The following is a 26402-nucleotide window of genomic DNA, read 5'->3' as shown; positions in this document are numbered from 1 at the left end:
TCCTCCATGCAACCGCAGGAGACGTTCGGCCAGGGTGGACTCAACGGCTTTCTCGACGTCGACGACCTCATCGATCGGATCGGGCTCGACGAAGACGAAATCGCGTGGCGCAAGGAGTTTATCGGGTTCGACGAGGCCGACGAGCGCCGGCTGGCCGACCTCGAGCCGCTCTTGCGGGCCAATTCGGAGACGATCGCCGACGACTTCTACGACAACGTCCTCGAGTACGAGCAGACCCGAGCGATCGTCGACCGCTCGCCGAAGGGGATCGACGCGCTCAAACGGACCCAGCAGGCGTATCTCGTCTCGCTGGCGACCGGCGACTACGATCAGTCGTACTTCGAGAACCGGACCCGGATCGGCAAGCTCCACGAGATGCTCGATATGCCCCTGAAACACTACGTGGGGCAGTACGGCGTCTACTACGATCTCCTCCTGTCGCGGATGAACGAGCGCGTCCAGGCACAGGTCGTCGACGCCATCGAGGAGTGGGCCGCCGAGCGCGAGGCCGAACAGGACGGGGGCGGCCTCGGCCGGTTTGTCAGCGCACTCGGACTGGGCGGCGAGGACGGGGACAATGACGACGGCCTCGAGGAGTCGTTCGAGCGGGCCGTCAGGGACGCCATCGACGAGGGCATGATGGACGTTCTCTCGCTGTTGCGGATCATCAACCTCGATATGCAGGTCGCGACCGACACGTACGTCGACTCCTACGCACAGCGCCTCGAGGAGTCGATCGAGCGCCGGAAGCGCCTCGCCGAGGAGGTCGAAACGGACGTGCAGACGCCGCTCGGAGAGCTGTACGATGCCAGCGAAGCCGTTTCGAAACGCGCCGAAGCGATCAGCGACCACACGGAGTCCCAGGCCGCGGGCATCACGCAGGCCGCCCGCGAACTCGACGAGGTCAGCGCCGCCGTCGAGGAGGTCGCAAGCGTCGCCGACGAGGTCAGCGACGAGAGCGACCGGACCGAGCGCCTCGCGGCCGAGGGCGTCGAGGCGGCCGACGACGCGTTGGACGAACTCGAGGCCATCGAGGACGCGACCGACCGCGTCGCCGAGGCTGTCGACGGGCTCGCGGCCCGGACCGACCAGATCGACGAGATCGTCGATCGGCTCGACGACCTCGCCGAGCGAACGACGGTGCTGGCGGCCAACGCCAAGATCGAGTCCTCCCGGTCGGGCGATCAGGCCAGCGAGACCATGGGCGTCATCGCGGGGGAAGTGCGGTCGTTCGCCGAGCAGACGAAAGACGACCTCGCGGAGATCGAAGACGCCGTCGAAGCCGTCCGCGAGGACGCGGCGGCGACGGTTGCGACGACGGAGGAAACCGTCGCTCGCGTCGACACCGGGACCGATCGCGTTCGGGAAACGATCGACTCGCTCGAGGAGATCCACGATGCGGCCGAATCGACGGCCACCGGCATGGAAGACGTCGCGAGCGCGGCCGACCAGCAGGCCCACGGGGTCGAGACGACGGCCGAGACGCTCGCGGATCTCTCGCAGTCGGCTGATAAGGTCGCCAGCGCCGCGGAATCGGTCGCGGCGGCGAGCCAGCAACAGACCGCCAGCCTGCGTGAGGTACAGCAGTCGGTCGCCCGGCTCACCGACGAGGAGGCCGAGCCGGAGCAACCGGTCTACGAGCGGATGGACTAACGCCCGACTGACTCGCCCGCCGGTTCCGATGCACTGAACAGCGACGCCGTCGACGGATCGGCCATGACGCTCGTCGAACTGACCCGCGACCTCGCCGCGATCCCGAGCCACGAGGACGCGACCGCCGCCGGCGACTTCCTCGAGGACTGGCTCCGCACGGAAACCGACGCGGCCGTGACTCGAGACGAGGCCGGGAACGTCATCGCCCGAACGGGAACGGGTGCGGAGACGCTGGCGCTGGTGGGCCACCACGACGTCGTGGAGCCGGCGGCGTCGCAGGTCGCGAATGCGGACTCGAACGCCGCCGGAGCCCGCCACGACGCGGGCGAGTACGTCGTCGAGGAACGCGACGGCCGGCTCTACGGCCGCGGTACGGCGGACATGAAGGGGGCACTCGCGGCCGCCCTGCTGGCTTTCCGCGAGGCCGACCCGGCCGGGGAACTCGTCTTCGCGAGTTTCGTCGGCGAGGAGGTCGGCGGCGTCGGTGCCCGATACGCGGTCGACGACGGGTTCGCCCCCGACTACGCCGTGGTCGGCGAGGGCTCGACGAACTACTCCGGCCCCGACGTCACCGACGTGGCGGTCGCCCACAAGGGCCGGCGCGGGAGTACGATTACCGCCCGCGGCACCGCCGCCCACGCCAGCGAGGCCGACGCCGGCGAGAACGCCATCTATCGGGCCACTGCCGCCGTCGATCGGGTCCGCGACCTCGCGGTCCCCGCCGTCGACGTCGCGGGCGAGACCCTCGAGGGACGGCTCACCGTCACGGAGATCGAGGGCGGGTCGGCGATGAACGTCGTTCCCGCCCGCTGTACGGTCACCGTCGACGAGCGGACGGTCCCCGGCGAGCGCGCCGCCCTCGAGCGGGTCGCCGACCTCGAGGGAATCGAGTGGACCGTCGACCAGGACCTCCCCCCGATGCGTTGTGCGGATACCGCCTTCGCCGATGCGGTGCGTGCGGCCGCCGACGCCGCGCAGGCCGGCGAGCCAGAACTCGTGACGAAGCCCCACGCGACGGACGCGGGCTGGCTCGCCGAGGCCGGGACCGAGTGTGTGATCTACGGGCCTTCCGAGCCCGGCGAGGCTCACACCGACGACGAGAGCGTCTCGATCGACGTCCTCGAGCGGTGTCGGGAGACCTACCGGCGGGTGGCGGAGCAGTGGCCGGGGGAGTGACCGGTGGTTTGCAGTGCGCCCGCGACTCAGAGCCCCGGGACCCCGACCGCTTCGAAGCCGGTGACCCCGAGCGCGGCGAGGGCATAGAGGACGAGTAGGACGGTGACCCAGGCGACGAGGCCGATCATCGCCGCGGCGGTCCAGTCGCCGGGATACCGCCAGTTGATGACGCCGACGTAGGCGACCAGCGCCAGCAGCGGGCCGAGAAGGGGGATCCAGCCGACGACGAAGCCGACGATCGCCCAGACGATCGCGCCGATCAACGCGGTGACGATGGCGTGGTCGTAGTCCCCGCGGCCGACGATGACCCGCGCCCCGGCGTAGATACCGAGGGCACCGATCAGCAGGCTCACGACGAACACGACGGCTGCCGCGATTGGCGAAGCGAGGGCCATGGTGGCTCGACGTAGGTCTGGTCGGCGGAACAGTTCGCTGCTTGCACGTTCCGCATCGTTCGCATCGGTTCGCAGACGTCGGCGCACGAGGCCGGACGACGGCATCGATACCGGGTACGGACCGTCTCGAGACTCGACACCTCGAGCCGTCCCGTCCCGCTGATCGGCGGGCGCGGCCCCGGCCCGCGATGCCCGGAACCCCGACGTTGATACTGCGTCCGAGCGAACGGTACGCCCATGGCGACCGACCAGGCCGACGCGAGCGAGGCCGACACCTACGAGCAGTTCGAAACGCGAGTCCAGCGGATTTCGAACGTCGGGAACGCGGCCGGCGTCCTCCGGTGGGACCAAGAAGTCGTAATGCCCGACGAGGGCACCCCGGCCCGGGCACAGCAACTCTCGACGCTGTCCTCGCTCAGTCACGAACTCCTGACCGCCGACGAGACCGGTGACTTGCTCGCGGAGTTAGAGGAGACGGCCCTGGCGGACGAGCGGGCCGCGGTCGTCCGCGAGATCCGCCGCCGGTACGACCGCGAGACCAGCGTCCCACAGGACCTCGTCGAGGAGATCTCTGCGACGGCGTCGAACGCCCATCCCACGTGGAAACGGGCCAAGGAGGAAGACGACTTCGAGCAGTTCGCGCCCACCCTCGAGCAACTGGTCGATCTCAAACGCGAGTACGCGAATCACATCGATCCCGACGCCGATCCCTACGCCGTTCTCTTCGCGGACTACGAGCCCTACATCGACCTCGAGACCGCCGAGCGCGTCCTCGAGCGCCTACGTGAGACCCTCGTGCCGTTGATCGACGCCGTTCAGGACAGCGACGTCGAGCTGACGACAGACGCCTTCGCCGGCGAGTTCGACGACGACGATCAGGAGGCGCTCGCCCGGGATGTGCTGGACTCGCTGGGCTACGACTGGGACCGCGGGCGGCTCGACACCGCGCCCCATCCGTTCTCCTCCGGTACACAGTTCGATGCCCGCGTGACGACCCGGTTCGAGGAGGACGATCTCCTGGGCTCGATCACCTCGACCATCCACGAGTTCGGCCACGCCAACTACACGCAGGGGCTGCCCGACGACGGCTACGGCACGCCGCTTGGCGAAGCGCGGGACCTCTCGGTCCACGAGTCCCAGTCGCGTCTCTGGGAGAACCACGTCGGCCGCTCGCGGCCCTTCTGGGACCACTTCCTGCCGATCGCCCGCGAGCGGTTCCCCGAACTCGCGGACGTGACCCCCGAGGAGGCCTACGAGTCGGCCAATCAGGTCCACGACGACAACCTCATCCGGGTCGAGGCGGACGAACTCACCTACCACCTCCACATCGTGATCCGCTTCGAGATCGAGCGCGATCTGATCCGGGGCGACCTCGAGGTCGCGGAGGTCCCGCAGGTCTGGAACGACAAGTACGAGGAGTACCTCGGCGTCCGGCCGGAGACGGACGCGGAGGGCTGTCTGCAGGACATCCACTGGTCTCACGGTGACTTCGGCTACTTCTCGACGTACTCGCTGGGCTCGGTACTCGCGGCCCAGCTATACGCCGCCGCCGAGGCCGATCGCGGCCCCTTCGACGACGAGATCCGTGAGGGCGAGTTCGACGACCTCAACGGCTGGCTCCGCGAGAACGTCCACCAGCACGGGAAACAGTATGTCACTCCCGACCTGATCGAGCGGGCCACCGGCGAGGGCCTGACCGCCGACTACTTCCTCGAGTACGTCGAGTCGAAGTACGGTGAGCTGTACGATCTCGAGGAATACTGACCCTCTTCGGCCGGACTCCGCTCCCGGCGATTCGTGCCCTCACGATCCGCGACCCTCGATTTTAGGTCGCTGCCCGTCTAGCCGTCGGACGATGTCAGCGACACTCGAGTCGAAGACGGCCATCGTCACCGGTGCGAGTTCCGGTATCGGCGCGGCGACCTGTCACGAACTCGCCGACGCCGGTGCGAACGTCGTTCTCGCGGCCCGCAGCGAGGACCGGCTGTCCGACCTCGCGGCCGATCTCGAGGCCGACCACGGCGTCGAAGCCCTCGCCGTACCGACGGATGTCCGCGAGGAGAGCGCCGTCGACGCGCTCCTCGAGGCCGCCGTCGACCGATTCGGCGGGATCGACGTGCTGGTGAACAACGCGGGACTGGCCCGAGGCAGCGACATCGAATCGATGACGACCGAGGCATACGAGACGATGCAGGAGACCAACGTCGACGGCGTCTTCTACGCGTCTCGAGCGGCGTTGCCGCACCTCCGTGAGCGTGAGGGCCACCTCGTTTTCGTCGCCAGCTTCGCCGGCCGACATCCGCGGCCGTCCAACCCGGTCTACGCGGCCACGAAGTGGTGGGTTCGGGGCTTCGCCAAGAGCCTCGCAGCCCAGGTCGGCGACGACGGCGTCGGCATCTCGATCGTCAACCCCGCCGAGGTCCGCTCGGAGTTCGGGGCGGCCGACGGCGAGAGCTTCGCCGAACGGTTCGAGGAAGGCGAGGTCAGCGAACCCGAGGAAGTCGCCGAGGCGATCCGCTTCGCCGCGAGCCGTGAGGGCTCGAGCATCAGCGAACTCGACATCAACCGCCGGGACAAGTTCGCCGACACCTTCCACTGACCGAACGCCGGCGACCGGAGCCGCCCGCGACCCGTATAAAACCGGGCTGTGAGTGCCGGGTGGGGACTCACCCGTCCCCGGCCCCCTCCCTCGAGTATGCGACTCTCCATCCCCGGCGCTCCGGGCGTCTACTTCGACACCGATGCGGAACCGCTGGCGATCAACGTCGCCCTGACCGCCGCCGGCCGCCGCGCGCCGAAACCCCAGGGGTACGCCCTGCAGGCCTTGCCGTACCTCTGGTCGTTCGACGTCGACTTACGGGAGGTGCCGACCGACCACCCGATCCAGTATCTCCACCCCGAAGGCGCGCGGAGTCTGGGCGATCTTTCCCATCGCCGCGGCGTCGGCGAGGCCGGCACCGAACTCGAGTCGGTGTTGCGGTTCGTCTGGTCGGTCAATCGGGAAGTGGAGTCGGCGACCGGGCAACTGCTCGGCATGGCCGACGGCGACGACGGCGTCACCATCGAGATTCAGGACGGTACCGTCAGTGCTGCGGGCGCTCCCCTCGAGACCGACGCGTTCGACATCGATGAACCCGAATCCGATGACGTCGACGGCGGCGGGTTCGATACCGACGACGAACTGTAACTCGCCGATAGCTCCCCGAGCGACTCCGGTGGCGTCGCCGTTTGCGGCCCCTATTTTGCCGCCGGCCCGAACCGATATCACGGTCGCGGAACAGTTCGCTGGCGACTTTCGAGCGCGAGCGGTAGCCCCGGTGGTCCGCCGACCGGACACAGCGAACCGTATAACACGCTGGCCCCGCTGGATCGAATCGAGCAAATGCCACGCCGCGCGTTCCGGATCGCCTACGACGGGACCGACTATCACGGGTTTCAGCGCCAGCCCCAGCCCGACGTGCCGACCGTCGAGGACGCCATCTTCGACGCCCTCCGCGACCTCTCGGTCCTCGAGCCCGACGCCGACAAACCGGCGGGCTACGCCGCGGCCGGGCGGACCGACGCGGGCGTCTCCGCGCTCGCCCAGACGATCGCGCTCGAGGCCCCCGACTGGCTCGCGCCGCGGGCGTTGAACGGCCGGCTCCCGGCCGACGTTCGGGCGTGGGCGGTGGCCGACGCACCCCCGGACTTTCACGCGACCCACCACGCGACCCGCCGGGAGTACACCTATCACCTGTACGCGCCGCTCACCGAGACGGACGGCGCGCCGGCCGTCGACGACGACCGGTTCCGCGCGGCCTGCGAGGTCCTGTCCGGTACCCACGACGTCTACAATCTGACGCCCGACGATCACAACACCGAGCGCTCGCTGTCCCTCGCGGCCGAGCGGGACGGCGACTACCTCGTCCTCACGGTCGCCGCGGGCGGCTTTTCCCGCGAACTCGTCCGTCGGCTCGTCTCGCTCGCCCGCGCCGTCGGAACCGGCGACGCCCCCCGCGAGAAGATCGACCGCGTCCTCGAGCCCGAGCCGCTGCCCGGACACGAGGGGATCGCACCCGCCTCGCCGGAACCGCTCGTCCTGACCGACGTTCGATATCCCGACCTCGAGTTCGAGATCGACGATGAGGCGGCCCAGAGCGCTCGTTCGGTGTTCGATCGCCGCCGTATCGACCGGCGAACGGGCGCGCGGGTCGCCGGACAGCTCACTGACGGAATGCGGTGACCGGCGGCCACGTGGCCCTGCTCGTCGCAGCCTACGTACCAGTGCTTTTGGCCCCCGAACGCACATCTCGGCGCATGGAACTCTCGCCGGAAGAGTACGGAACCTACTGGCGCGCGTCGATCCGCGTCGCCGCGGGCGCGCTCGTGATCTTCTTCGGGACGCGGCTGACCGCGCCGCTGCGGACCCATCCGGAGATCGGCGCGTCCGCGCTCGGCGTCGTCCTGTTCGTCTTGCTGGTCCTCGTCGGTACCTATCTCGCCACGCTCGGGCTCGCCCGCGTCGTTCGGACGGCGGTCGACGCGGAGAGTTAGGCCTCGAGCGCCCGGACCGTCCCGCTCCCGTCACCGACGACGATCGCGCCGGCCGCGACCGCCGGCGATGCGACCACGCGACTGTCGGTCGGGAGCCGCCACAGCCCCGCCCCGTCGGCCAGCGAGACGGCGACGACGCCCGCCGTGGTTCCGACGACGACCGCATCGCCCGCGATGACCGGTGACGACCAACTCGGCGCGTACTGGGCCGTCCCGGCGCTGCCGACCGATCGCGAGAGCGACTCGACTTCCTCGAGCGGGGCTCCCCATCGCTCGCTCCCATCGCTCCGATCCAGCGCGACCAGTCGCTCGTCGGAGTCATGACGCACGACCCGTTCGTCGCCGACAGCCACTGAGGGGGCCATCGGCGGGAGTTCCTGTCGGCGAACGCTCTCCCCGGTGGCCTGCAGGGACAGCGACGCAGTCCCCTTGCCGCCCCACTGGATCTCGCCGCTGTCGGCCGCCAGCGCGACCGGCGTCGCTCCCCCGACGTAGACGGCTCCGTCGACCACCGCCGGCGCGGACCGGACCGCACGCTCTGTGTCGTGGGTCCACTCGCTCGAGCCGTCGGCGGCGTCGAACGCGGCAATCCCGGCTTCCGTTCCGACGACGACGCGGCCGTCGGCGACGGCCGGGGAAGTGACCCCGCCGGCCGTCTGGCGCTGCCGTGCTAGCGACGCCCAGCCGTCGGTCGCCGGCGAGCGCCACGTCACCGCGCCGTCCGCGAGCCCGATCGCGACGAGGTCGCCGGCCGGCGTCCCAACGTACGCCGTGCCGTCGACTACGGTCGGTGAGGACGGTACTGACGGCCCGGCCTGTTGCTGTGCGGTCAGCCGAGCAGTCGTCGCACCGTCGTACGGGACGTGACGCCGGTCGTTCCCCTCGTGGTCGACGACGAGTAGCCCCTCGGCGTCGGGACAGACCACGGCGTCCTCGGCGATGGCCGGCGATCCGGTTCGGGCCCCCTCGAGGGCGACCGTCCAGCGCTCGTCGCCGTTCGAGAGATCGATCGCGGACAGCCTCGAGCCGGCCGCGAGGTAGGCCGTGCCGTCGGCGATCGCGGCCGTTCCCGGAGTGGCCGGCAGGTCGACCGTCCAGCGTTCCGCCGGCTCCTCATCGAACCCGTCCACGTCGGCGACCGCCGCGTTGGACGGGCCGCCGCGAAACGACGGCCACGTCCCGCTTTCGGCCGCCGATCCGTTGCCGTCCCCGTTCGCTTCGTCGTCCGTTCCGTCCCCGAGACAGCCGGCCCCGAACGCGAGGGCCGCCCCGCACGTTCCGAGTACCCCGCGGCGTGAGATCGGTCGCATCGTCCCCGTTTCGGGACCGATCCGTCAAAAGTAGTTCGCAGACCTGACAGTCACGCGATCGAATCAGTTCTGATGGCGGTCGGGTTCGTCGCCCGCCTGCCTTCGATCCGTCCCCGATCGCCGCAAGCACGCCGTCGAGACCGGCGCGTGGCTCAGTCGTCCACGGAGCCGGCGGGTTCGGCGTCGACGGCGTCCGCAGCCGGCTCCGAGTCGGTCGGCGGGGCGTCGAACAGCGGACTCGCCGCGCCGGGGACGAACGTGTTGAGGACCAGTGCCGACAGCGCGGTCACGATGACCGACTGTCCGAAGAACAGCTCCGCGCCGCTCGGGAGTCCCGCGAGGGCTTCGGGCGTCGTCGCGACGCCGAGTCCGAGACCGAGCGAGACGGCGACGATGACCGTGTTCCGACGATCGAGGTCGACGTGCGTGACGACCAGACGGAACCCGCTGGCGGCGACCATCCCGGCCATTAGCAGGACAGCGCCGCCAAAGACCGCGCTGGGGATCGTCGTGACGGCAGCGCCGACTTTGGGACTCAGTCCGAGGACGGCGAGGAAGACGCCGCCGATGCCGACGACGTGACGGCTCATCACGCCGGTGAAGTTGACGATGCCGACGTTCTGGGAGAACGACGTGATCGGGAACGCACTGAAGACGGCGCCGATCGAACTCAACAGGCCGTCGTTGAACAGCCCGCCGCGGAACTCCTCGTTCGTCGGATTGCGCCCCTCGGCGGCCGTGACGCCGGACATGTCGCCGACGGTCTCCATCGAGGAGACGAGAAAGAGGACGGCGAAGGTGGCGATCGCGATCGGCTCGAATTCGAAGCCAAAGCGCGTCGGCGACGGGAGCGCGACCCACGCGGCGCTCCCGACGTCCGAGAAGTCGACGAGTTCGAGCCCGGTCGCGAACGTGAGAGCGATGGCGGTCACGTAGCCGACGATGATCGCAAACAGCACGGACAACAGTCGTGTGACGCCGCGCGTGAACATGTTGAGACCGACGGCGATCGCCAGCACGAGCGCGGCGAGTCCGATGTGGTGCAAGGCACCGAAGTCCGACGCGCCGACCCCGCCGGCGGCGTAGTCCATCGCGACCGGCACGAGATAGAGGCCGATGATGACGACGACGAGGCCGGTCACCAGCGGCGGGAAGAACGGCTTGATACGTTTGAACTGCCAGCCGATCAGGCCCTCGACGACGAAGCCGGTCACGAGGATCGCACCGAAGACGGCGGCCAGCCCGAAGCTAGCGCCGATATCGATCGTCGCGCCGACGAAGGTAAAACTCGAGCCCATGACGATCGGCAGCCGCGCACCGACCGGGCCGACGGTGTACGCCTGGACCATCGTTGCCAGTCCGGAAAACAGCAGGACCATCTGGACGAGGTAGGCCGCGTCGGCTTCGGCACCGACCCCGTTTGCGACGACGTACGCCACTGCCGTCGCCGGCACGATCATGACCGCGACGTGTTGCAAGCCCAGCAGGATGGACTTCGGTAACGGCGGTTTTTCGTCGACGCCGTATTCGATCCGAATGCCCCCGTCAGTTCCGTTCGACATACTATACCCACCCCGTAGCGAATCGATGTACAAAAAATCTCGTATATGCGCTTATCGAGCGGTCGATTGGGGCCGACTATACCCACAATCGTGCATATATTTCGGGGAGCGGCGACGGGGAGCCGCCGCTACCCACTACTCTTGGGGACAACGACGGCAACCAACGGGGTCGATCAGTGAACCGTTACCTCACCGTCCTCGACGGTGATGTCGAGGAGGCTCGTCGCATCGAACTTCGTGTCATCGAGCGCGGAGTCGCCGACCTTTCGAAGGACGACCACGATGTCGACGATGTCGGCACCGATATCGTCCAGCGCGGTGCAGATGGCCGCCAGCGTGCCGCCGGTCGAGAGCATGTCGTCGACGATCAGGACGCGATCGCCCGCCTCGACGTCGTTGATGTACATCTCCGACTCCGAGTAGCCCGTCTCCTGATGCAGGGAGACCTCACCGTCGAGCCCGTAGGCCCGCTTTCGGATGACGACCAACGGCACGTCGGCCTGCAGGGAGAGTGCGGTCGCGAGGTGGATTCCCATCGCCTCCGGCGCGACGATCTTGTCCACGTCGAGGTCCGCGGTTCGCATCACTTCGACGACGACCTCCCGCAACAGGGCGGGATCGAGCTGTGGGACCCCGTTGCTGATCGGATGGACGAGGTACTCGTACCCGTCCTTGTCGATGATCGGCGCGTCGTCTAACGACTCGAGGAGCCGGTTCATACTGGCGATTCGGGAAATGAGAGTGAAAAGCCGTTCGTTCTTCCGGTCGGGGCACCCGCCGCGAGCGCTCGGCGGACAGGATCGGGTTGATCCCGGCTTCCCGTACCCTGAAGGGGTCCGACACGCTTTACCGCCACCGCTTCGAACGCGTGGCTATGAGTTCCGTACCCGAACGCTCGGAGGTCGACGAGCAGTATACGTGGGACCTCGAGAGCATCTACGCGACCGACGACGACTGGGAGGCGGCCTACGAGGCCGTCGCCGAGCGCGTCGACGACCTCGAGGCTTACGAGGGACAGGTCACCGACGACGCCGAGACCCTCCTCGAGACCCTCGAGTTACGCGACGAGATCATGCGCGAGGTGTCGACGGTCTCGGCCTACGCCCGGATGCGCCGCGACGAGGACACGACGAACCAGCAGTACCAGGCCCTGACCGCCCGTGCCCAGTCGCTGGCGGCCGACGCCCAGTCCGCCGCCTCCTTTATCGAACCCGAACTCCAGGACCTGACTCGCGAGGCCTTCGACGAGCTGGTCGACGAGGAACCGTCCCTCGAGACCTACGACCACTACGTCGACGACGTTCTCCGGATGAAACCCCACACGCGCTCGGCCGAGGTCGAGGCGCTGTTGGCCGACCTGAGCGAGGTGACCGGGGCGACCGGCGAGGTCTACAACATGCTCTCGAACGCGGACATGGCGTTCCCGACCGTCGAGGATCCCGAGGGCGAGGCCGTCGAGATCACCCAGAGCAACTTCACGAACCTCCTCAAACGGCCCGACCGCGACTTTCGCAAACGGGTCTACGAGGGCTACTTCGACGAGTGGGAGTCGGTTCGCAACACCGTTGCGGCCAGCTACAAGAACAGCGTCAAGGCCGACGTCAAGACCGCTCGAGCGCGCAACTACGACACCGCCCGTGAGGCTGCCCTCGACGGGCCGAACGTCCCCGTCGAGGTCTACGACACGCTCGTCGATACCGTCCACGACAACCTCGACAAGCTCCACCACCACGCCGAACTCAAAGAGCGGGCGCTCGGCGTCGACGACCTGCAGATGTGGGACCTCTACATGCCGCTGACCGGCGACGAGGGCCCCGACCTCAAGTACGACCAGGCCACCGAGTACGTCGTCGACGCGCTCGCGCCGCTCGGTGAGGAGTACCAGTCCCGCGTCGCGGACGGCCTCGACTCCCAGTGGATCGACGTCTACGAGAACGAGGGCAAACAGTCGGGTGCCTACTCCGGCGGCACCTACGACACCCAGCCGTTCATCCTCCTGAACTACCAGCAGGACATCGCCTCGATGTACACGCTGGCCCACGAACTCGGCCACTCGATGCACTCGGAACTCACGAAGGACGAACAGCCCTACATCTACTCGAGCTACGAGATCTTCGTGGCCGAGGTCGCCAGTACGGTCAACGAGGCCCTGTTGACCAACCACCTGCTGGAAACCGTCGACGATCCCGAGTTCCGCAAGCACGTCCTGAACGAGTTCTTAGAGCGGGTTCGCTCGACCCTCTATCGGCAGACCCTCTTCGCCGAGTTCGAACACGAAACCCACCGCCTCGAGGAGGCGGGCGAGCCCCTGACCGCGGACCGACTGGACGACCTCTACCGCGGGCTCAAGGCGGACTACTACGAACCGGCCGCGATCGACGACCGCATCGCCCGCGAGTGGATGCGCATCCCCCACTTCTATCGGGCCTTCTACGTCTACCAGTACGCGACCGGTATCTCCGCGGCGCTGGCGATCGTCGACGACGTTCTCGAGAACGGCCAATCCGCCGCCGAGGACTACCTCGAGTTCCTCCGTCGCGGCTCCCGGGAGTACCCCCTCGACCTCCTGCGGATCGCCGGCGTCGATATGAGTTCCTCGGCCCCGATCGATCGCGCCCTCGAGACCTACGGCCAGCGCCTCGAGGAGTTCGAATCGCTGCTCGACTGAGACGGTCCGTTGTACAGATTTCCCGGCGCGACCGCGACCGTCCCGCGGTTGCGCCGGAACTGACTTACAGCAGTCCGTCTGCGCCGTCGCCGCTTTTCACGCCGGACGTGCCGTTCGGGCCGAAACCGTCGAACTGCGGGTTCGATTTCCGGATCCGCGTCAGAAAACCCTCCGGGACCCAAAGGCACATTTACCGTCGAAATCCTATCGGCGTACATCAGGATGTCTCGAAGCCCGTCTATTCCCGACCGACCTCACCGCGATATCGACTCGGATCTCCCTGACGACGAACGGCTCGAGGCGCTTCGGGGACACTACGAGGACCTCGTCGACGTCAACGAGCAACTGTCCGACCAGCTCGACGACGCCGAGGACCGCCGCGAGCGCCTGCGGGAGAAAGTCGACCGCGTCGAACGCGAAAACGAGACGCTGAAAAGCTCCTCGCTGTATATCGCCACCGTCGAGGACGTCCTCGACGACGAGGAAGTCATCGTCAAGCAACACGGCAACAACCAGGAGGTGCTGACCGAGGTCTCTTCCCGACTCGTCGACGACCTCGAGCCCGGCGACCGCGTCGCGGTCAACGATTCCTTCGCGATCCAGACCATCCTCAACGCCGAGACCGACGCCCGCGCCCAGTCGATGGAGATCACCGAGAAGCCGGCGGTCGCATACACGGACATCGGCGGCATCGACGAACAGGTCCGAGAGGTCCGGGAAGCCGTCGAGCAGCCCCTGGCCGAGCCCGAACTCTTCGACGAGGTCGGCATCGATCCGCCAAGCGGCGTCCTGCTCTACGGGCCGCCGGGGACGGGCAAGACGATGCTCGCGAAGGCCGTCGCCAACGAGACCGACGCCACCTTCATCAAGATGGCCGGCTCGGAACTCGTCCGGAAGTTCATCGGCGAGGGCTCGCGGCTCGTCCGCGACCTCTTCGAGATGGCCCGCGAGCGCCAGCCCGCCATCATCTTCATCGACGAGATCGACGCCATCGCCACGCGTCGCACGGAGTCGAAGACCTCCGGCGACGCCGAGGTCCAGCGGACGATGATGCAACTGCTCTCGGAGATGGACGGCTTCGAGGCCCGCGGTGAGGTCCGTATCATCGCCGCGACCAACCGCTTCGACATGCTCGATCGCGCCATCCTCCGGCCCGGCCGGTTCGACCGCCTGATCGAGGTCCCCGAACCCGACGCCGAGGGCCGCGAACAGATCCTTGAGATCCACACGCGGAACATGAACGTCTCCGACGACGTCGACTTCGCCGCGCTGGCGGCCGACACCGACGGCTACTCCGGAGCCGACATCGAAAGTCTCGCCACCGAGGCCGGCATGTTCGCCATCCGCAACGACCGCGACGAGGTCACCCATCAGGACTTCACCGAGGCCTTGGAGAAGATCGAAGAGGACGACTCGAGCGACGTGGTCTCCTCGGCCGGCTACTTCTACCAATAAGCGCGAAGTTTTGCTCTGCGGGCGCGGCGAAGCCGCGCCCGCGGCAAAAATTCGATTAAAAGCACTCCTCTTTCCTCTCCGTTCGCATTGCTCACTTCGAGTCAGTCGTCGGCCCGCTCGCTCGGCCTGTGTCCTCGCTCGCGGTGAGTGTCAGTAAACCGCCTGCCCTCCCCCGACTCGCGGAGCCCTCGGTTCTTCGGGCTCCGCTCGTGGCCACAGAACCGGTCCGTTTCCGCTCGGGTCCGGATCGCAAGCCCTTACGCCGCCCGTCCCCGAATTCGGGTATGAGTACGATCCGAGTCGTCTGGGGTGCCGCGTCGGCGCCCACAGCGATGGCTTCCTACGACGCGGCGCTGGCCGAGGCCGGCATCGAGAACTACAACCTCGTCTCGGTCTCCTCGGTGATCCCGGCCGATGCCGAGGTCGAGGCCGTCGGCACCGCACCCGATCTCGGCCCCGCCGGCGAGCGCCTGACCGTCGTCGAAGCACGCGCTACGACCGCCGGCCCCGGCCGCGTGAGTGCGGCGCTCGCGTGGGCCCAGTCCGCCGACGACGGCCCGGGACTGTTCTACGAGACCGCCGGCGAGATGGATCGCGAAGACGTCGAGCGGGGGGTCAGGGAAGGACTGGCAGCAGGGCAGGAACTTCGCGACTGGTCGTTTGCCGACCCGCGGGTGACCGTCGAGAGTCGGCAGGCCGACTCGGGCCAGCACACGACTGCGGTCGTCCTCGCCGTGTACGGTGACAGCGAGCCGATCATCTAGTCCGGACTGTCAGTCGGTGCCGGGACACTCCCGTAGGTAGCCGGGAACCGCGACACCAGCCCCACGGGATTGTCCCAAAGCGAACCCTTTTGACCGGTCGGCTCGTTGCTACTGGCACACACTTCTCATGAACGGAAACACGCCGTACGCAGGGCTACCGGGCGAGACTGGGGCTGGGCAGCGAGCCGCGGCGGACGTTCCGGACCTCTCGAACGCGCAAAAGCGGCTCCTCCACCGCGACGTCTCGCGGATCGCCGCCCGCACGCGGGAGTTTCTTCCCAACGAATACGTCGTCGATTCGGATATCTCGAGCGGGATGAGCGGCCCGCAGGTCACCGTCGCCGTTCGCCCGCCGGTCGGCCACGCCGTCTCCGCCGGCTTCACGCCCGATCTAGAGGACGCGGCCGCCGCCGAGGAGGCCATCACCGCGGACGAACGCGACGAGGTCGCCCGCGGGCTGGCCGCGAGCGCCGCCTTGCAGGTCAAACAGGCCGTCAGCAACAACGTTACGCCGACCGGTAAGTAATCGGTCGACCCGCACACTCCCGTTTTCGCCGCCGTCAGTACAGCAGGTCCTCGAGCTGGTGGCGTCGCCGCTCGAGATCGATCGCGGGCTCGACCGACGGGTCCGCGACGAGGCGATCGAGGACGAGCAGCGGGTCCGTCCCGGCCCGTTCGACCGACTCGAGGAGTTCCTCGATGGCAGCGCGGTTCGTCGCGAGCGAGGAACACAGCCCGATCGCAAGCACCAGCGGGACGGCGCCCTCGGGATCGGTCGGGAACGCGTCGCTGATCCGCGAGACGTCGGTGTCGTTGCCCGCGGCCGCCGCGGCTCCGTCGTCGATCGGCTCGAGCGTCAGACAGCGTGGACAAACGGCAACGGTTGCGGCCGTCTCGGGAACATAGTCGCGGTACTCGGCGGGGACGGCCATCGAAAGCGTCGGCGTGTCACACTCGGGACAGTTCATCGGTCAGGGAAGAGAGGGCTGCAAACGCGACGGCCCGGCGGAGTCAGTCGTCCGCGGTTGCCTGCTCGAGTTCGTCGTCCGCTTCGGCCTCGGCTTCGGCGGCCGCTTCGGCCTCCCGCTCGGCGGCTTCCTCGGCTTCTTTCTTCTCCTTGATCTTCTTCAGGCGGAACGTCTCCTCGCGTTCCTGTTCCTCGAGTTTCTGCTCGATGTACTCCTGGTTCTCGTAGAGTTCGGGCAGGAGCTTGAACTCGAGGGCGTTGACGCGGCGCTTGGTGGTCTCGATCTCGCGGAGCATCTTCTTCATCGCCGTCTCGACCTCGGCGGCGAGGATGATGCTCTCTAAGAGGTCCTCGTAGGCCTCGGCGGCCTCGTCGATGCGGGCGGAGGTCCCCATGATCCCGTAGCCGCGCTGATCGAGGCTCTTGGTGACCTTCGAGGACTCGATCTGGGGGACGACGACGCCCATGATGTTCTTCGATTCGGTGGTGATCTCGGGGTGTTCCTGCAGCGCCGCCGCGGCACCGCGGACCGCGACGTCGCCTTCCATCGCCCGGGCCATGTTGATCTTCTTCTGGGCGTCCTCGTAGTCCTGTGCGAGGTCGCCGCGGACGTCCTGGGCCTTGTCCAGAATGTCCATGAACTCCATGATCAGCCCGTCGCGTTTCTTCTCGAGCGTGCCGTGACCCCGCTCGGAGAGCTCGATGCGATCCTCGATCGCCATCAAGTTCTTGCGGGTGGGCTTGACGTCGTTGGCCATCTTGTCGAGGGGTAACGCCCCCAGTCGGATAACTGTTTACAGTTTTCCGCGGGGTCCGCTCGGGCGAACCGCAGGAACTCGCTCACTCGAGCAGGTGGACCCGCTGTTCGTCGATCGAGAGCGGGACCGAGTCGCCCACCCGGTAGCCGTCGATCCCGTCGGCGTGCAGCGTCACCGTCGTGTCGTCGGGCAGCGTCGCCGTCAGCTGGGTCCGGTCTCCGAGGTAGGTCACGTCCGTCACGTCGGCCTCGAGCGACCCCTCGCCGAGTTCGAAGGCGGCGGGCCGGGCCGCGACCCGCACCGAGCCGTCCGTCTCGGCCGCCACGGGCAGTTCGGTAAAGCCCAGATCGACGTGGCCGTTCTCGGCGACGCCCTCGAGGAGGGTCGAACTCCCGACGAAGTTCGCGACGAAGGGGTTGGCGGGCCGGCGGTAGATCTCCGCGGGCGAGCCGACCTGCTCGAGCGTGCCGTCCGCCAGGACCGCGATCCGATCGCATACTGCTCTCACCTAGTTATGTGTGACGCAGGTATGACTTTTTAGTTAACTACAGGTCACCGTTTATCTCTTGCAGTTGCATTCTAGCTCTTCCCTCTATGATTATGCCTATCAAGCTGTAGGGCCTCGGCTCACTCGATTACTCTCTATATTGTCAGTAGAAGACCATAGACCTAAATATAATTACTATCTCTATACCTATACTAATATAGGTAATAGAAAAATTATAATATTTTAATGTTGGTGGACAGAACTATTGTATTGGTTCCATGGAAGAAAAGAACCAAAAGTCCAGATCGAGTAGAAGAGATTTACTCCAGACTACCGGTGCGGGAATAGCAGCAACCACGATAGGGATATCGACATGGTCAACAAAAGCATCTGCGGGGCATAAATCTAAACCTCACTGGAATTGGAATATGTCGGATTCAGATGAATGGAGTGATCCAGTAGTATCCTTGGATCAAGAAGCAGTTCAGAACGCAGCCCTTGTGTTCCATGGTGCAGACTATATAACCGGAGATAATTGGTGTAACTACACGGACTATTGGGAATATCATTTTTCAGCGGGAGTAGCAGCGGTAAGTCTAGGCGATGACGACAATGATGGGGAATATGACACTACAAGTAACATATGGATGGATCATTATATTAATATTGGGTCCTCTTCTAATTACTGTGATGGCGGAGCATTTGACATTTCTCCTAATGATATATACCACGCATCAATTACAAATCCAACAGAATTGATTAACACACAATTCCTTGATGAGGTCCGAGATATATCAGACTATACAGATCTTCGTGAAGCGGTGAACGACAGTGGAAGAGATGCGATCGACTACTGGGATAGCCGCCCAAAAGGAATTGATACAGCTGGCGTGATGCTCGGCATGGCTGGCATTGTTACATCAGGAATGAGTTGGCCCCTTGGTGCTTCGTTGGGTGCGCTAAGCGCTCTTGATGCATTGTCTAATGAAAATATTAGTTGGTCGGACTCAGGAAGTAATGTGGAGTTTAGACATGAGATTGGTGACTGGCCATCGCCTGTAGCATTCCATTATTTTGATTTTGATGTACAAGCTCCCGCTAATACCGATATGTACTTCCACCTGGATACTGGAATTGGAACTGACAAAAAAGACACATGGATGCATGACGCCGAAATCAGCGATACATATAATTTCAATATTACTATCCCATCTAATCCCCCTGAATCAGAAATCAATGGTAGTTATACTGAACCCTATGTGAACACTCGGATGTCCTCCCACTATAATGAGCAGCGAGGGAATCACACATAGTATATAATATTTCATGCCACTCCTATATTAATAAAATATAACATTCGAGATTTTATGTATTGATATTGTATTTTGTTGGGATGTATTAAGAGTAACCATCTGGCTTCAACGCTTTTCAACTCGTCCTCGTGGTAGCGCCTCTCGAGAGGGTTCTCGTTGATCAATCAGTTGGTAACATAATATTGTTATACAAATTCACTTGCATATTTGGGATACTAACTTGTATCTGTCAGGGACGACATGGCGGCCTCGAGTCAGCCCTGTCCGACCATCCGCTCTTCGTCCTCCCACTCCTCCTGGCGGAGTTCGTACTTCTGGACCTTGCCGGTCGCGGTCGTCGGTAACTCCGCGACGAACTCCACCCGGCGGACGGCCTTGTACCCCGCCAGTTGCTCGCGGGTAAACTCGGTCAGTTCCTCGGCCGACGCGGGCGGGTCGTCCGGATCGCCGTTCGTCGGGACGACGAAGGCCTTCGGCGTCTCGCCCCACTCGTCGCTGGGTGCAGGGATTACGGCCGCGTCCGCGACCGCCTCGTGATCGAACAGGGCGTCCTCGAGCTCGATGCTCGAGATGTTCTCCCCGCCGGAGATGATGATGTCCTTCTTGCGGTCCTGAATCGCGATCATGCCGTTCTCGTCGACGGTCGCGAGGTCACCGGTGTGGTAGTAGCCCTCGACGCGGTCAGTGAAGGCCTCCTCGGTCGCCTCGGGCTTGTTCCAGTACTTCTCCATGATCTGGTTGCCCCGGACGACGACTTCGCCGAGCGTCTCGTCGTCCCGGGGAACGTCCTCGCCGTCCTCGTCGACGACGCGGATCTCGGTGCCCAGATAGGCCAGTCCCTGGCGTTTCTTGATCCGGAACCGGTCGTCGCTGTCTGCCTCGAAGTGGCGGCGCGCGTCGGAGGTGGTGATCAGCGGCCCCGTCTCGGTCGCGCCGTAGACGTGTTTCAGGTACCAGCCGAACTCGTCCTCGACGGTCCGGATTGTCGCCTCCGGCGGAGCCGAGCCGGCGGTCGCGAGCCGGACGTCGGTGTCGCCGGTCGTCTCGGGTTCGTGGTCCCGATAGTAATCGATCAGCATGTTCAACACCGTCGGCGCGCCGCACATGTAGGAGACGTCCTCGGCTCGGACCGTCTCGAAAATCTCTGCGGCGTCGACCCCGCGCGTACAGACGTGGGTCGCGCCGATGCCCGTTACCGCGAAGATGTGGCCCCAGCCGTTCGCGTGGAACATCGGCAGCGTCCACAGATAGGTGTCGTCGTCGGTGATCTCCTGGTGGCCGACCAGCAAGTAGGCGTGGATCGTCTCGCAGCGATGCGTTCGGCAGACCCCCTTCGGATCCCCCGTCGTCCCCGACGTGTAGTTGATCGTGATGATCTCGTCCTCGCTCATCTCGGGGCGGTCGTACTCGGGGGCGGTGTCTTCAAGGACGGCGTCGAAGTCCTCCCAATCTCCCTCCACTTCGGCGGCATCGTTCGTAATGAACGTCTCGGTCGGCACGGTCTCACGGATCGCCTCGATTCTGTCGGCGTACTCGTAGTCGGCGTAGATCGCATCCACGCCCGCGTCCGAGAGGATGTACTCGAAGTCATCGGGCGTGAGCCGATAGTTCAGCGGCGTGTGGACCGCCCCGATCTGCATGCTTCCGTACGCCGCCTCGAGGTGGTAGTGGGTGTTCGGATCCAGCACGGCCACGCGGTCGCCCTTCTCGATCCCCCGTGCTTGCAGCGCCGCCGCAAACCGATCGGCGCGCTCGCCGAGGTCGTCGTAGGTGAACCGTTCGCCCGTCGTCGCCACGACGGCCTCGTCGTCGCCGTAATGGGACCGCGCCCGGTCGAGGAACTCCGGAACGAGCAGTGGTTTGTGCATACATAACACGCTTTACCGACGATCCATACGATCCTTTCCCCCTGTTGCACGCAGTGATAGTCAAGGAATCTGACTAATCGGAATCGGTTTCGCCCGCTCGAGGTCGACCGTCGAATCGATCCCGCCGTTGGGGCTGACCGGCGCGATTCACGGCCCCTGTGGCAGCCACGGCTGCGGGCGCGTTCATCGACCCGTCGACGACGGCGTTGTCTGTTCCGTTGCCTGTTCGAGCGTGTTGCCCGCGTGCGCGGAAACTGGTGTATTGCTCGAGTACCAGCGACTCCCCGGTGGCTCGAGTCGAAGAAACGGAGGCGGCGGTGAAACGCAGGTGGTCGTCAGTCGGCCTGCACGGCTTCGGCCGATTCGTCTTCGCGGTAGTGTTCCGCGATGAGGTCCTCGTCGATCCGGTTGAGTTCCTCCTTCGGGAGGTCCGAGAGGAGGTCCCAGCCGAGTTCGAGGGTGTCGTCGATCGAGCGGTTGGTGTCGTACCCCTGCTGGACGAACTCCGCCTCGAAGCGGTCGGCGAAGTCGAGGAACTTGTTGTCACGCTCGGACAGCGCCTCGCGACCGACGATGTTCACGAGGTCGCGCAGGTCCTCACCCTCCGCGTAGGCGGCGTACATCTGGTCGGAGACGTCGCCGTGGTCCTCGCGAGTCAGGCCCTCGCCGATCCCGTCGTCCATCAGCCGCGAGAGGCTGGGGAGGACGTTGACCGGCGGTTCGATCCCCTGACTGTTTAAGTCCCGATCCATCATGATCTGGCCCTCGGTAATGTAGCCAGTCAGGTCCGGAATCGGGTGCGTGTCGTCGTCGCCGGGCATCGTCAGGATCGGGATCTGCGTGACCGAGCCCTCTTTACCCTCGATTCGACCGGCGCGCTCGTAGAGCTGTGCCAGGTCGGTGTACATGTAGCCGGGGTAGCCACGACGGCCCGGGACCTCCTCACGTGCGGCACCGATCTCGCGCAGTGCCTCACAGTAGTTGGTCATGTCCGTCAGGATGACCAGCACGTGGTAGTCCTTCTCGAAGGCCAGGTACTCGGCCGTGGTCAAGGCGAGTCGCGGCGTGACCTGACGCTCGACCGCCGGGTCGTCCGCGAGGTTCATGAAGACGACCGATCGCTCGAGCGCGCCGGTGCGCTCGAAGTCGTCCATGAACTCGTTTGCCTCTTCCTGAGTGATCCCCATCGCGCCGAAGATGACGGCGAACTCCGAGCCCTCGCCTTCTTCGTCTTCCTCGGGCACCGTCGCCTGACGGGCGATCTGCAGGGCGAGTTCGTTGTGGGGCAGCCCCGACCCGGAGAAGATCGGCAGCTTCTGACCTCGGACCAGCGTGTTCATGCCGTCGATGGCGGAGACGCCGGTCTGGATGAACTCCTCGGGGTACTCCCGGGAGTATGGGTTGATCGCCTTGCCGACGATGTCCTGTCGCTTATCGGGGACGATTTCCGGACCGCCGTCGATCGGGTTCCCGGAACCGTCCAGCACCCGCCCGAGGAGGTCCTCGGTGACGGGCATCTTCATCGTCTCGCCCAGGAAGCGAACGGAGGCGTTGCGGTCGATCCCGCCCGTCCCTTCGAACACCTGGATCGAGACGATACCCTCGCTCGATTCCAGCACCTGGCCGCGCAGCGTCCGTCCGTCCTCGGTCTCGATCTCGACGATCTCGTCGTACCCGACGGGCTCGTCGACCTCGGCGAACACCAGCGGACCGCTGATTTCCGTGATAGTCTGGTACTCTTTCATCGTTAGTACAGTGCTCGTAGTTGTTCTTTGAGGTCGTTCTCGATCTCGTCGATGAACTCCTCCCACTCCTCGGCCGTGCCCATCCGGTTGAGCTTCGGCGCGGCGTCGACGTCCGTGATCTCCTCCGGCGGCACGCCAGCGTCGAGTGCCTCGAAGGCCTCGTCGTTGAACGTCTGGATCGCGCCGAGCATCCGGTAGGTCTTCTCGGGTTCGCAGTAGGTGTCGACGTCGTGCAGGGCGTTCTGCTGGAGCCACGCCTCACGCAGGTAGCGGGCGACCTCGAGCGTGAGCTGCTGGTCCTCCGGCAGCGCGTCCTTGCCGACGAGCTGGACGATCTCTTGGAGTTCGTCTTCCTCGTCGAGGACGTCGACGGCCCACTGGCGGGTTTCCGCCCAGTCGCCGGCGACGTTGTCCGTCCACCACGGGTCGAGCTGATCCTTGTACAGCGAGTAGGACTCGTTCCAGTTGATCGAGGGGAAGTGCCGACGCTCCGCGAGGTCGGCGTCCAGCGCCCAGAACGTCTTGACGATACGCAGCGTGTTCTGGGTGACCGGCTCGGAGAAGTCACCGCCCGGCGGCGAGACCGCCCCGACGACCGAGATCGATCCCTCGCCGCCGTTCATCAGCTGGAACTTGCCGGCGCGCTCGTAGAACTCCGAGAGCGCGGCCGCCAGATACGCGGGATAGCCCTCTTCGCCGGGCATCTCCTCGAGTCGGCTCGAGATCTCCCGCATGGCCTCTGCCCACCGGGAGGTGGAGTCGGCCATCAGTGCGACGTCGTAGCCCATGTCGCGGTAGTACTCCGCGATCGTGATCCCCGTGTAAATGCAGGACTCACGGGCTGCGACTGGCATGTTCGACGTATTGGCGATGAGGCAGGTCCGGGCCATCAGCGGGTTCCCGGTCTGTGGGTCCGGCAGTTCCGGGAAGTCCTCGATGACCTCGGTCATCTCGTTGCCGCGCTCGCCACAGCCGATGTAGACGACGATGTCCGCGTCGGACCACTTGGCGAGTTGCTGCTGGGTGACGGTCTTCCCGGAGCCGAAGGGGCCCGGAATCGCCGCCGTCCCGCCCTTCGCGAGCGGGAACAGGCCGTCCTGGACGCGCTGGCCGGTCACCAGCGGCTCGGTCGGCGTCTCCTTCTCACCGGCGGGCCGGGCCTCTCGGACCGGCCACTCCTGGTGCATCTGGATCTCTTCGCCGTTGTCGAGTTCGACGACGGTCTCCTCGACCGTGAACTCGCCGCTCTCGACCGACGTAACTTCGCCGCCCTCGTAGTCCGGCGGCACCATGACCTTGTGGTCGATGGTGACCGTCTCTTCGACAACGCCGACGACGTCGCCGGGCTCGACCGTGTCGCCCTCCTCGACGGTGGGTTCGAACTCCCACTCCTTCTCGAGGTCGATACCGGGGGCGTCGACCCCGCGGTCGAGGAACGCGGTCCCCATCTTGTCCTCGAGAACGTCCAGCGGACGCTGGACGCCGTCGTAGATGGAGTCCATCATGCCGGGTCCGAGGTCGACGCTCAGGGGCTCGCCCGTGTTCTCGACGGGTTCGCCCGGGCCGACGCCGGAGGTTTCCTCGTAGACCTGAATCGTGGTCAGGTTCCCTTCGATCTCGATGACCTCGCCCATCAGTCCTTCGTCGCCGACGTAGACGACGTCGTTCATCCGGGCGTCGAGGTCCGTGGCGGTCACGACGGGACCGCTCACGCTTTCGATTACACCGTCTTCGTCGACGGTCTCGGTTTGTTCTGCCTGGCTCATAGTTTAGCTGTCTTCGTCCTCGTCCATCAGGTCGATACCGATCGCACGCTTGATCTGGTCGCGAAGCCCGCCGCCACCGGTGCCGCTGCCGATGGTGACGACGACCGGCTCGACGCTCGTCTCGACTTCCTGGCGTACGTTGCGCGACAGGTACTCGAGGTCGTCGTCGTGCATGACGACGATGCCGACGCCCTCGTCCTCGAGGGCTGCCGTTGCAGCGTCGTCGAGTCGCTCGTCTTTCTCGTCGTCCGGGACGTTCTCGAACCGGCGGACGCCAGCAAGGCGGAAGCCGGTCGTGAATTCCGGGCTGCCGACGACTGCGATCTCCTGGCTCATAGGATCACCAGCTCCTCTTCGATCTCGTTCTCGTCGAGTCCGACCTCGCGACCACGCGCGATTGCGCGGATGTTCTCGACCTCCCGTTCCTTCGCGAGGATGTACGACAACACGGCCGACACCGAGGCCGGATAGATGCTCGAGAGCGTATCGGCGTACTCAAGCAACGCAGCGTCTAGTGCGTGTTCGAACTGGATAAGGCTGTCAGCCTCGCGGAGCCGACCGAGTGCCTCGGAAAGTCGGTCACCGTACCGACGGTTCTCGGCGATGTGATCGACCAGCGCATCGTAATCGCCGACCAGTCGGCTCAGTTCCGACTCGTCGAACAGGACGCCGCCGTCGATGTAGTAGGTCGCGGGATCGAGATCGGCCCCACTGCGGGCGAGCCGCAGCGCGTTCCGGGCGTTCCGGAAGTCGATCTCGGCCTGCAGGAACTCGATGTATTTCGCTTCCGGGCCCTCCTGTGGCTCGTTGCCCGGGCCGCCCGAGACGTCCGCCAGCAGGTTCTCGTAGAACTCCCGGTCGAGGGCGTTCTCGAGGGGGACGAGCGCGCCGGTCTCCTCGAACTCCTCGTAGGCGACGGTCAGCGGCTCGTAGTAGATCGTCCCGTACAGCACTTCGATCGCGTCCTCGATGTCGTCGGTCTCGAGGAGCCGATCGATCGTCCGCTCCTCGAGTTCGCCGGCTCGGATGAGGTCGGTCCGGATGTCATCGGGGGCGGTATCGGTGTAGATCCCGCGGATGATCGTCTTCAGGTTCCAGACGTCGAACTTCCGCAGGTAGCGGGCGATGAGGTCGTAGAGGCGACCGTCGGCCCAGTCGATCAGGTCTTCGAAGTGCTTCGCGAGGTTGCGGTTCAGCGCGTACTCGATCAGGTCGACGCCCGAGAACCGCGCGCCGAGTTCGTTGATCTCGCGTTCGTACTCGGTCTCCTCCATGAACCGCGCGATCTCGCTCGGCCCCATCCGGATCAGCTTGCGGTAGTCTTCGTCCGAGAACAGCGAGGCTCGGCGCGACCGAACGCGAGCGTTCACGTATTCCGGATTCGAGGCACCTGCGCTCATTGCTCGAAGAGTCGGTTGCTGATCCCCTGGAGGTTGTCTTCCCAGACGTCTTCCAGGACCGAGTCGAACGTGTTGTTGACTCGGACCCGGGACTGGTCGCTCTCGACGACGACGCCGCCGAGACAGTCGACTTCGCCGGCGTACTCGTAGCCGTCGTAGTCCGCGACGATCGACTCGAGCAGCTCCGCGTCGTCGCTTCGACCGTAGACGTTGACGTCGTTGCCCTCGTCGAACTCCTCGCTTGCGGCCTCGAGCAGGTCACGAGTGAGGTCCTCGCGGGTGTCCCCCTCGAGGGTGGCGAGTTCGTCCTCGACGGCCTCGCGGACCTCTCCGAGGACATCGCGGCGGGCCTCCAGACGCTTCTGTTTCGCCTCCAGCTTCGCACTGGAGAGGCGCTGTTCGCGGAGCTGGTCGATCTCGCGGTCGACCTCGGCCTCCGCATCGGCGCGGATCTCCTCGGCGTCGGCCTCGGCCGCCGATTCGATCTCCTCTGCGCGCGTCTCGCCCTCACTGCGGATGTCCTCCGCACGCGCGTTGGCCTCTTCTCGAATGTCTTTGACGACTGTGTCCAAACTCATTGTG

24 protein-coding genes and 1 pseudogene are annotated in these 26402 nt (G+C 65.5%); 12 read left to right on the top strand and 13 right to left on the bottom strand.

Translation table 11 applies throughout. From position 1 onward, the window contains the following. The first annotated feature begins 6 nt into the window (after positions 1-6). Together ACSBP4_RS11830 and ACSBP4_RS11825 are read left to right on the top strand one after the other, a co-directional pair. Positions 7-1653, top strand: a complete 1647-nt coding sequence (locus tag ACSBP4_RS11830) for a protoglobin domain-containing protein (protein ID WP_435552316.1) — start codon at positions 7-9, stop codon at positions 1651-1653. Between the two features lie 63 nt (positions 1654-1716). Then, a complete protein-coding gene (locus tag ACSBP4_RS11825) occupies positions 1717-2829 on the top strand; it encodes a M20 family metallopeptidase (protein WP_435552315.1) in 1113 nt (370 codons plus the stop codon). Between the two features lie 26 nt (positions 2830-2855). Here ACSBP4_RS11825 and ACSBP4_RS11820 read toward each other — a convergent pair whose 3' ends face one another. Then, complete coding sequence (locus tag ACSBP4_RS11820) at positions 2856-3224, bottom strand: hypothetical protein (protein ID WP_006180337.1); 369 nt, start codon at positions 3222-3224, stop codon at positions 2856-2858. Between the two features lie 237 nt (positions 3225-3461). Between ACSBP4_RS11820 and ACSBP4_RS11815 the strand changes: the two genes are divergently transcribed. From ACSBP4_RS11815 to ACSBP4_RS11795, 5 genes are all read left to right on the top strand, one after another. Continuing rightward, entirely contained in the window at positions 3462-4988 is a 1527-nt protein-coding gene (locus ACSBP4_RS11815; RefSeq protein ID WP_435552314.1) for a carboxypeptidase M32, read from the top strand. 91 nt (positions 4989-5079) lie between these two features. Next, a complete protein-coding gene (locus tag ACSBP4_RS11810; protein WP_435552313.1) occupies positions 5080-5823 on the top strand; it encodes an SDR family oxidoreductase in 744 nt (247 codons plus the stop codon). Positions 5824-5919: 96 nt separating this feature from the next. Then, positions 5920-6411 (top strand): hypothetical protein, encoded by a 492-nt coding sequence (locus ACSBP4_RS11805; protein ID WP_435552312.1) that lies wholly within the window; start codon positions 5920-5922, stop codon positions 6409-6411. Positions 6412-6606: 195 nt separating this feature from the next. Next, on the top strand, positions 6607-7446 hold the full coding sequence (truA, locus tag ACSBP4_RS11800) for a tRNA pseudouridine(38-40) synthase TruA (protein ID WP_435552311.1): 840 nt from the start codon (positions 6607-6609) through the stop codon (positions 7444-7446). Positions 7447-7520: 74 nt separating this feature from the next. Further along, the gene (locus tag ACSBP4_RS11795) at positions 7521-7757 is read left to right on the top strand and encodes a hypothetical protein (protein WP_049965664.1); all 237 of its coding nucleotides are present in this window, start codon (positions 7521-7523) and stop codon (positions 7755-7757) included. Here ACSBP4_RS11795 and ACSBP4_RS11790 read toward each other — a convergent pair. The 3 genes from ACSBP4_RS11790 to hpt all read right to left on the bottom strand — a co-directional run bounded on the left by ACSBP4_RS11790 (position 7754) and on the right by hpt (position 11348). Then, a complete protein-coding gene (locus tag ACSBP4_RS11790) occupies positions 7754-9067 on the bottom strand; it encodes a PQQ-binding-like beta-propeller repeat protein (RefSeq protein ID WP_435552310.1) in 1314 nt (437 codons plus the stop codon). The genes ACSBP4_RS11795 and ACSBP4_RS11790 overlap by 4 nt on opposite strands. 152 nt (positions 9068-9219) lie before the next feature. Continuing rightward, positions 9220-10629, bottom strand: coding sequence for a uracil-xanthine permease family protein (locus ACSBP4_RS11785; protein ID WP_435552309.1), 1410 nt, complete (start codon positions 10627-10629; stop codon positions 9220-9222). A gap of 173 nt (positions 10630-10802) precedes the next feature. Continuing rightward, the gene (gene hpt, locus ACSBP4_RS11780) at positions 10803-11348 is read right to left on the bottom strand and encodes a hypoxanthine/guanine phosphoribosyltransferase (RefSeq protein ID WP_006648011.1); all 546 of its coding nucleotides are present in this window, start codon (positions 11346-11348) and stop codon (positions 10803-10805) included. Positions 11349-11503: 155 nt separating this feature from the next. On the opposite strand from hpt, the gene pepF reads away from it, so the two are divergent. From pepF to ACSBP4_RS11760, 4 genes are all read left to right on the top strand, one after another. Continuing rightward, positions 11504-13297 carry an oligoendopeptidase F gene (pepF, locus tag ACSBP4_RS11775; protein ID WP_435552308.1) on the top strand — a complete coding sequence of 598 codons (1794 nt, stop codon included), beginning with the start codon at positions 11504-11506 and terminating at the stop codon, positions 13295-13297. 222 nt (positions 13298-13519) lie between these two features. Further along, entirely contained in the window at positions 13520-14752 is a 1233-nt protein-coding gene (gene pan2, locus ACSBP4_RS11770) for a proteasome-activating nucleotidase Pan2 (RefSeq protein ID WP_435552307.1), read from the top strand. A gap of 284 nt (positions 14753-15036) precedes the next feature. Continuing rightward, on the top strand, positions 15037-15516 hold the full coding sequence (locus tag ACSBP4_RS11765; RefSeq protein ID WP_049965671.1) for a pyruvoyl-dependent arginine decarboxylase: 480 nt from the start codon (positions 15037-15039) through the stop codon (positions 15514-15516). A 127-nt stretch (positions 15517-15643) separates the two neighbouring features. After that, positions 15644-16042, top strand: a complete 399-nt coding sequence (locus ACSBP4_RS11760) for a DUF5811 family protein (RefSeq protein WP_006648007.1) — start codon at positions 15644-15646, stop codon at positions 16040-16042. A 34-nt stretch (positions 16043-16076) separates the two neighbouring features. On the opposite strand, the gene ACSBP4_RS11755 is transcribed toward ACSBP4_RS11760, so the two are convergent. The 3 genes and pseudogenes from ACSBP4_RS11755 to ACSBP4_RS11745 all read right to left on the bottom strand — a co-directional run. After that, complete coding sequence (locus ACSBP4_RS11755; RefSeq protein ID WP_435552306.1) at positions 16077-16484, bottom strand: DUF6276 family protein; 408 nt, start codon at positions 16482-16484, stop codon at positions 16077-16079. Positions 16485-16527: 43 nt separating this feature from the next. Then, on the bottom strand, positions 16528-17241 hold the full coding sequence (locus tag ACSBP4_RS11750) for a V-type ATP synthase subunit D (protein ID WP_006648005.1): 714 nt from the start codon (positions 17239-17241) through the stop codon (positions 16528-16530). Between the two features lie 82 nt (positions 17242-17323). After that, a pseudogene (locus tag ACSBP4_RS11745) lies at positions 17324-17743 on the bottom strand (TOBE domain-containing protein); the annotation flags it as partial. Positions 17744-18006: 263 nt separating this feature from the next. Between ACSBP4_RS11745 and ACSBP4_RS11740 the strand changes: the two are divergent. Then, positions 18007-19041 carry a twin-arginine translocation signal domain-containing protein gene (locus ACSBP4_RS11740; protein ID WP_435552305.1) on the top strand — a complete coding sequence of 345 codons (1035 nt, stop codon included), beginning with the start codon at positions 18007-18009 and terminating at the stop codon, positions 19039-19041. 254 nt (positions 19042-19295) lie between these two features. On the opposite strand, the gene ACSBP4_RS11735 is transcribed toward ACSBP4_RS11740, so the two are convergent. The 6 genes from ACSBP4_RS11735 to ACSBP4_RS11710 form a co-directional block, all read right to left on the bottom strand. Then, a complete protein-coding gene (locus ACSBP4_RS11735) occupies positions 19296-20909 on the bottom strand; it encodes a long-chain-fatty-acid--CoA ligase (RefSeq protein ID WP_435552304.1) in 1614 nt (537 codons plus the stop codon). 335 nt (positions 20910-21244) lie between these two features. Continuing rightward, positions 21245-22654, bottom strand: coding sequence for an ATP synthase subunit B (locus ACSBP4_RS11730; protein ID WP_006180311.1), 1410 nt, complete (start codon positions 22652-22654; stop codon positions 21245-21247). Between the two features lie 2 nt (positions 22655-22656). Next, positions 22657-24420: an ATP synthase subunit A gene (locus ACSBP4_RS11725; RefSeq protein WP_435552303.1), complete on the bottom strand. Its 1764-nt coding sequence runs from the start codon at positions 24418-24420 to the stop codon at positions 22657-22659. A 3-nt stretch (positions 24421-24423) separates the two neighbouring features. After that, entirely contained in the window at positions 24424-24756 is a 333-nt protein-coding gene (locus ACSBP4_RS11720) for a V-type ATP synthase subunit F (protein ID WP_006180308.1), read from the bottom strand. Further along, positions 24753-25820: a V-type ATP synthase subunit C gene (locus tag ACSBP4_RS11715; RefSeq protein WP_006647996.1), complete on the bottom strand. Its 1068-nt coding sequence runs from the start codon at positions 25818-25820 to the stop codon at positions 24753-24755. The genes ACSBP4_RS11720 and ACSBP4_RS11715 overlap by 4 nt, the downstream gene beginning before the upstream one ends. After that, a complete protein-coding gene (locus tag ACSBP4_RS11710; protein WP_435552302.1) occupies positions 25817-26398 on the bottom strand; it encodes a V-type ATP synthase subunit E in 582 nt (193 codons plus the stop codon). The genes ACSBP4_RS11715 and ACSBP4_RS11710 overlap by 4 nt, the downstream gene beginning before the upstream one ends. Between the last annotated feature and the right edge of the window lie 4 nt (positions 26399-26402).

The organism is Natrinema sp. CGMCC1.2065, from assembly GCF_051225675.1.
Lineage (GTDB): Archaea > Halobacteriota > Halobacteria > Halobacteriales > Natrialbaceae > Natrinema > Natrinema thermotolerans.
Note: the sequence above shows the minus strand (reverse complement) of the source record. Positions and strands in the feature narration are given on the sequence as shown.

What these genes read in the sequence shown, in the direction of transcription:
- ACSBP4_RS11760 (WP_006648007.1), top strand. Translation starts at nt 15,644, where the DNA reads ATGAACGGAAACACGCCGTACGCAGGGCTACCGGGCGAGACTGGGGCT.
- ACSBP4_RS11715 (WP_006647996.1), bottom strand. Translation starts at nt 25,820, where the DNA reads ATGAGCGCAGGTGCCTCGAATCCGGAATACGTGAACGCTCGCGTTCGG.
- ACSBP4_RS11790 (WP_435552310.1), bottom strand. Translation starts at nt 9,067, where the DNA reads ATGCGACCGATCTCACGCCGCGGGGTACTCGGAACGTGCGGGGCGGCC.
- ACSBP4_RS11725 (WP_435552303.1), bottom strand. Translation starts at nt 24,420, where the DNA reads ATGAGCCAGGCAGAACAAACCGAGACCGTCGACGAAGACGGTGTAATC.
- ACSBP4_RS11815 (WP_435552314.1), top strand. Translation starts at nt 3,462, where the DNA reads ATGGCGACCGACCAGGCCGACGCGAGCGAGGCCGACACCTACGAGCAG.
- pan2 (WP_435552307.1), top strand. Translation starts at nt 13,520, where the DNA reads ATGTCTCGAAGCCCGTCTATTCCCGACCGACCTCACCGCGATATCGAC.
- ACSBP4_RS11730 (WP_006180311.1), bottom strand. Translation starts at nt 22,654, where the DNA reads ATGAAAGAGTACCAGACTATCACGGAAATCAGCGGTCCGCTGGTGTTC.
- ACSBP4_RS11795 (WP_049965664.1), top strand. Translation starts at nt 7,521, where the DNA reads ATGGAACTCTCGCCGGAAGAGTACGGAACCTACTGGCGCGCGTCGATC.
- ACSBP4_RS11830 (WP_435552316.1), top strand. Translation starts at nt 7, where the DNA reads ATGCAACCGCAGGAGACGTTCGGCCAGGGTGGACTCAACGGCTTTCTC.
- pepF (WP_435552308.1), top strand. Translation starts at nt 11,504, where the DNA reads ATGAGTTCCGTACCCGAACGCTCGGAGGTCGACGAGCAGTATACGTGG.
- ACSBP4_RS11755 (WP_435552306.1), bottom strand. Translation starts at nt 16,484, where the DNA reads ATGAACTGTCCCGAGTGTGACACGCCGACGCTTTCGATGGCCGTCCCC.
- hpt (WP_006648011.1), bottom strand. Translation starts at nt 11,348, where the DNA reads ATGAACCGGCTCCTCGAGTCGTTAGACGACGCGCCGATCATCGACAAG.
- truA (WP_435552311.1), top strand. Translation starts at nt 6,607, where the DNA reads ATGCCACGCCGCGCGTTCCGGATCGCCTACGACGGGACCGACTATCAC.
- ACSBP4_RS11805 (WP_435552312.1), top strand. Translation starts at nt 5,920, where the DNA reads ATGCGACTCTCCATCCCCGGCGCTCCGGGCGTCTACTTCGACACCGAT.
- ACSBP4_RS11825 (WP_435552315.1), top strand. Translation starts at nt 1,717, where the DNA reads ATGACGCTCGTCGAACTGACCCGCGACCTCGCCGCGATCCCGAGCCAC.
- ACSBP4_RS11750 (WP_006648005.1), bottom strand. Translation starts at nt 17,241, where the DNA reads ATGGCCAACGACGTCAAGCCCACCCGCAAGAACTTGATGGCGATCGAG.
- ACSBP4_RS11720 (WP_006180308.1), bottom strand. Translation starts at nt 24,756, where the DNA reads ATGAGCCAGGAGATCGCAGTCGTCGGCAGCCCGGAATTCACGACCGGC.
- ACSBP4_RS11785 (WP_435552309.1), bottom strand. Translation starts at nt 10,629, where the DNA reads ATGTCGAACGGAACTGACGGGGGCATTCGGATCGAATACGGCGTCGAC.
- ACSBP4_RS11810 (WP_435552313.1), top strand. Translation starts at nt 5,080, where the DNA reads ATGTCAGCGACACTCGAGTCGAAGACGGCCATCGTCACCGGTGCGAGT.
- ACSBP4_RS11710 (WP_435552302.1), bottom strand. Translation starts at nt 26,398, where the DNA reads ATGAGTTTGGACACAGTCGTCAAAGACATTCGAGAAGAGGCCAACGCG.
- ACSBP4_RS11765 (WP_049965671.1), top strand. Translation starts at nt 15,037, where the DNA reads ATGAGTACGATCCGAGTCGTCTGGGGTGCCGCGTCGGCGCCCACAGCG.
- ACSBP4_RS11740 (WP_435552305.1), top strand. Translation starts at nt 18,007, where the DNA reads ATGGAAGAAAAGAACCAAAAGTCCAGATCGAGTAGAAGAGATTTACTC.
- ACSBP4_RS11735 (WP_435552304.1), bottom strand. Translation starts at nt 20,909, where the DNA reads ATGCACAAACCACTGCTCGTTCCGGAGTTCCTCGACCGGGCGCGGTCC.
- ACSBP4_RS11820 (WP_006180337.1), bottom strand. Translation starts at nt 3,224, where the DNA reads ATGGCCCTCGCTTCGCCAATCGCGGCAGCCGTCGTGTTCGTCGTGAGC.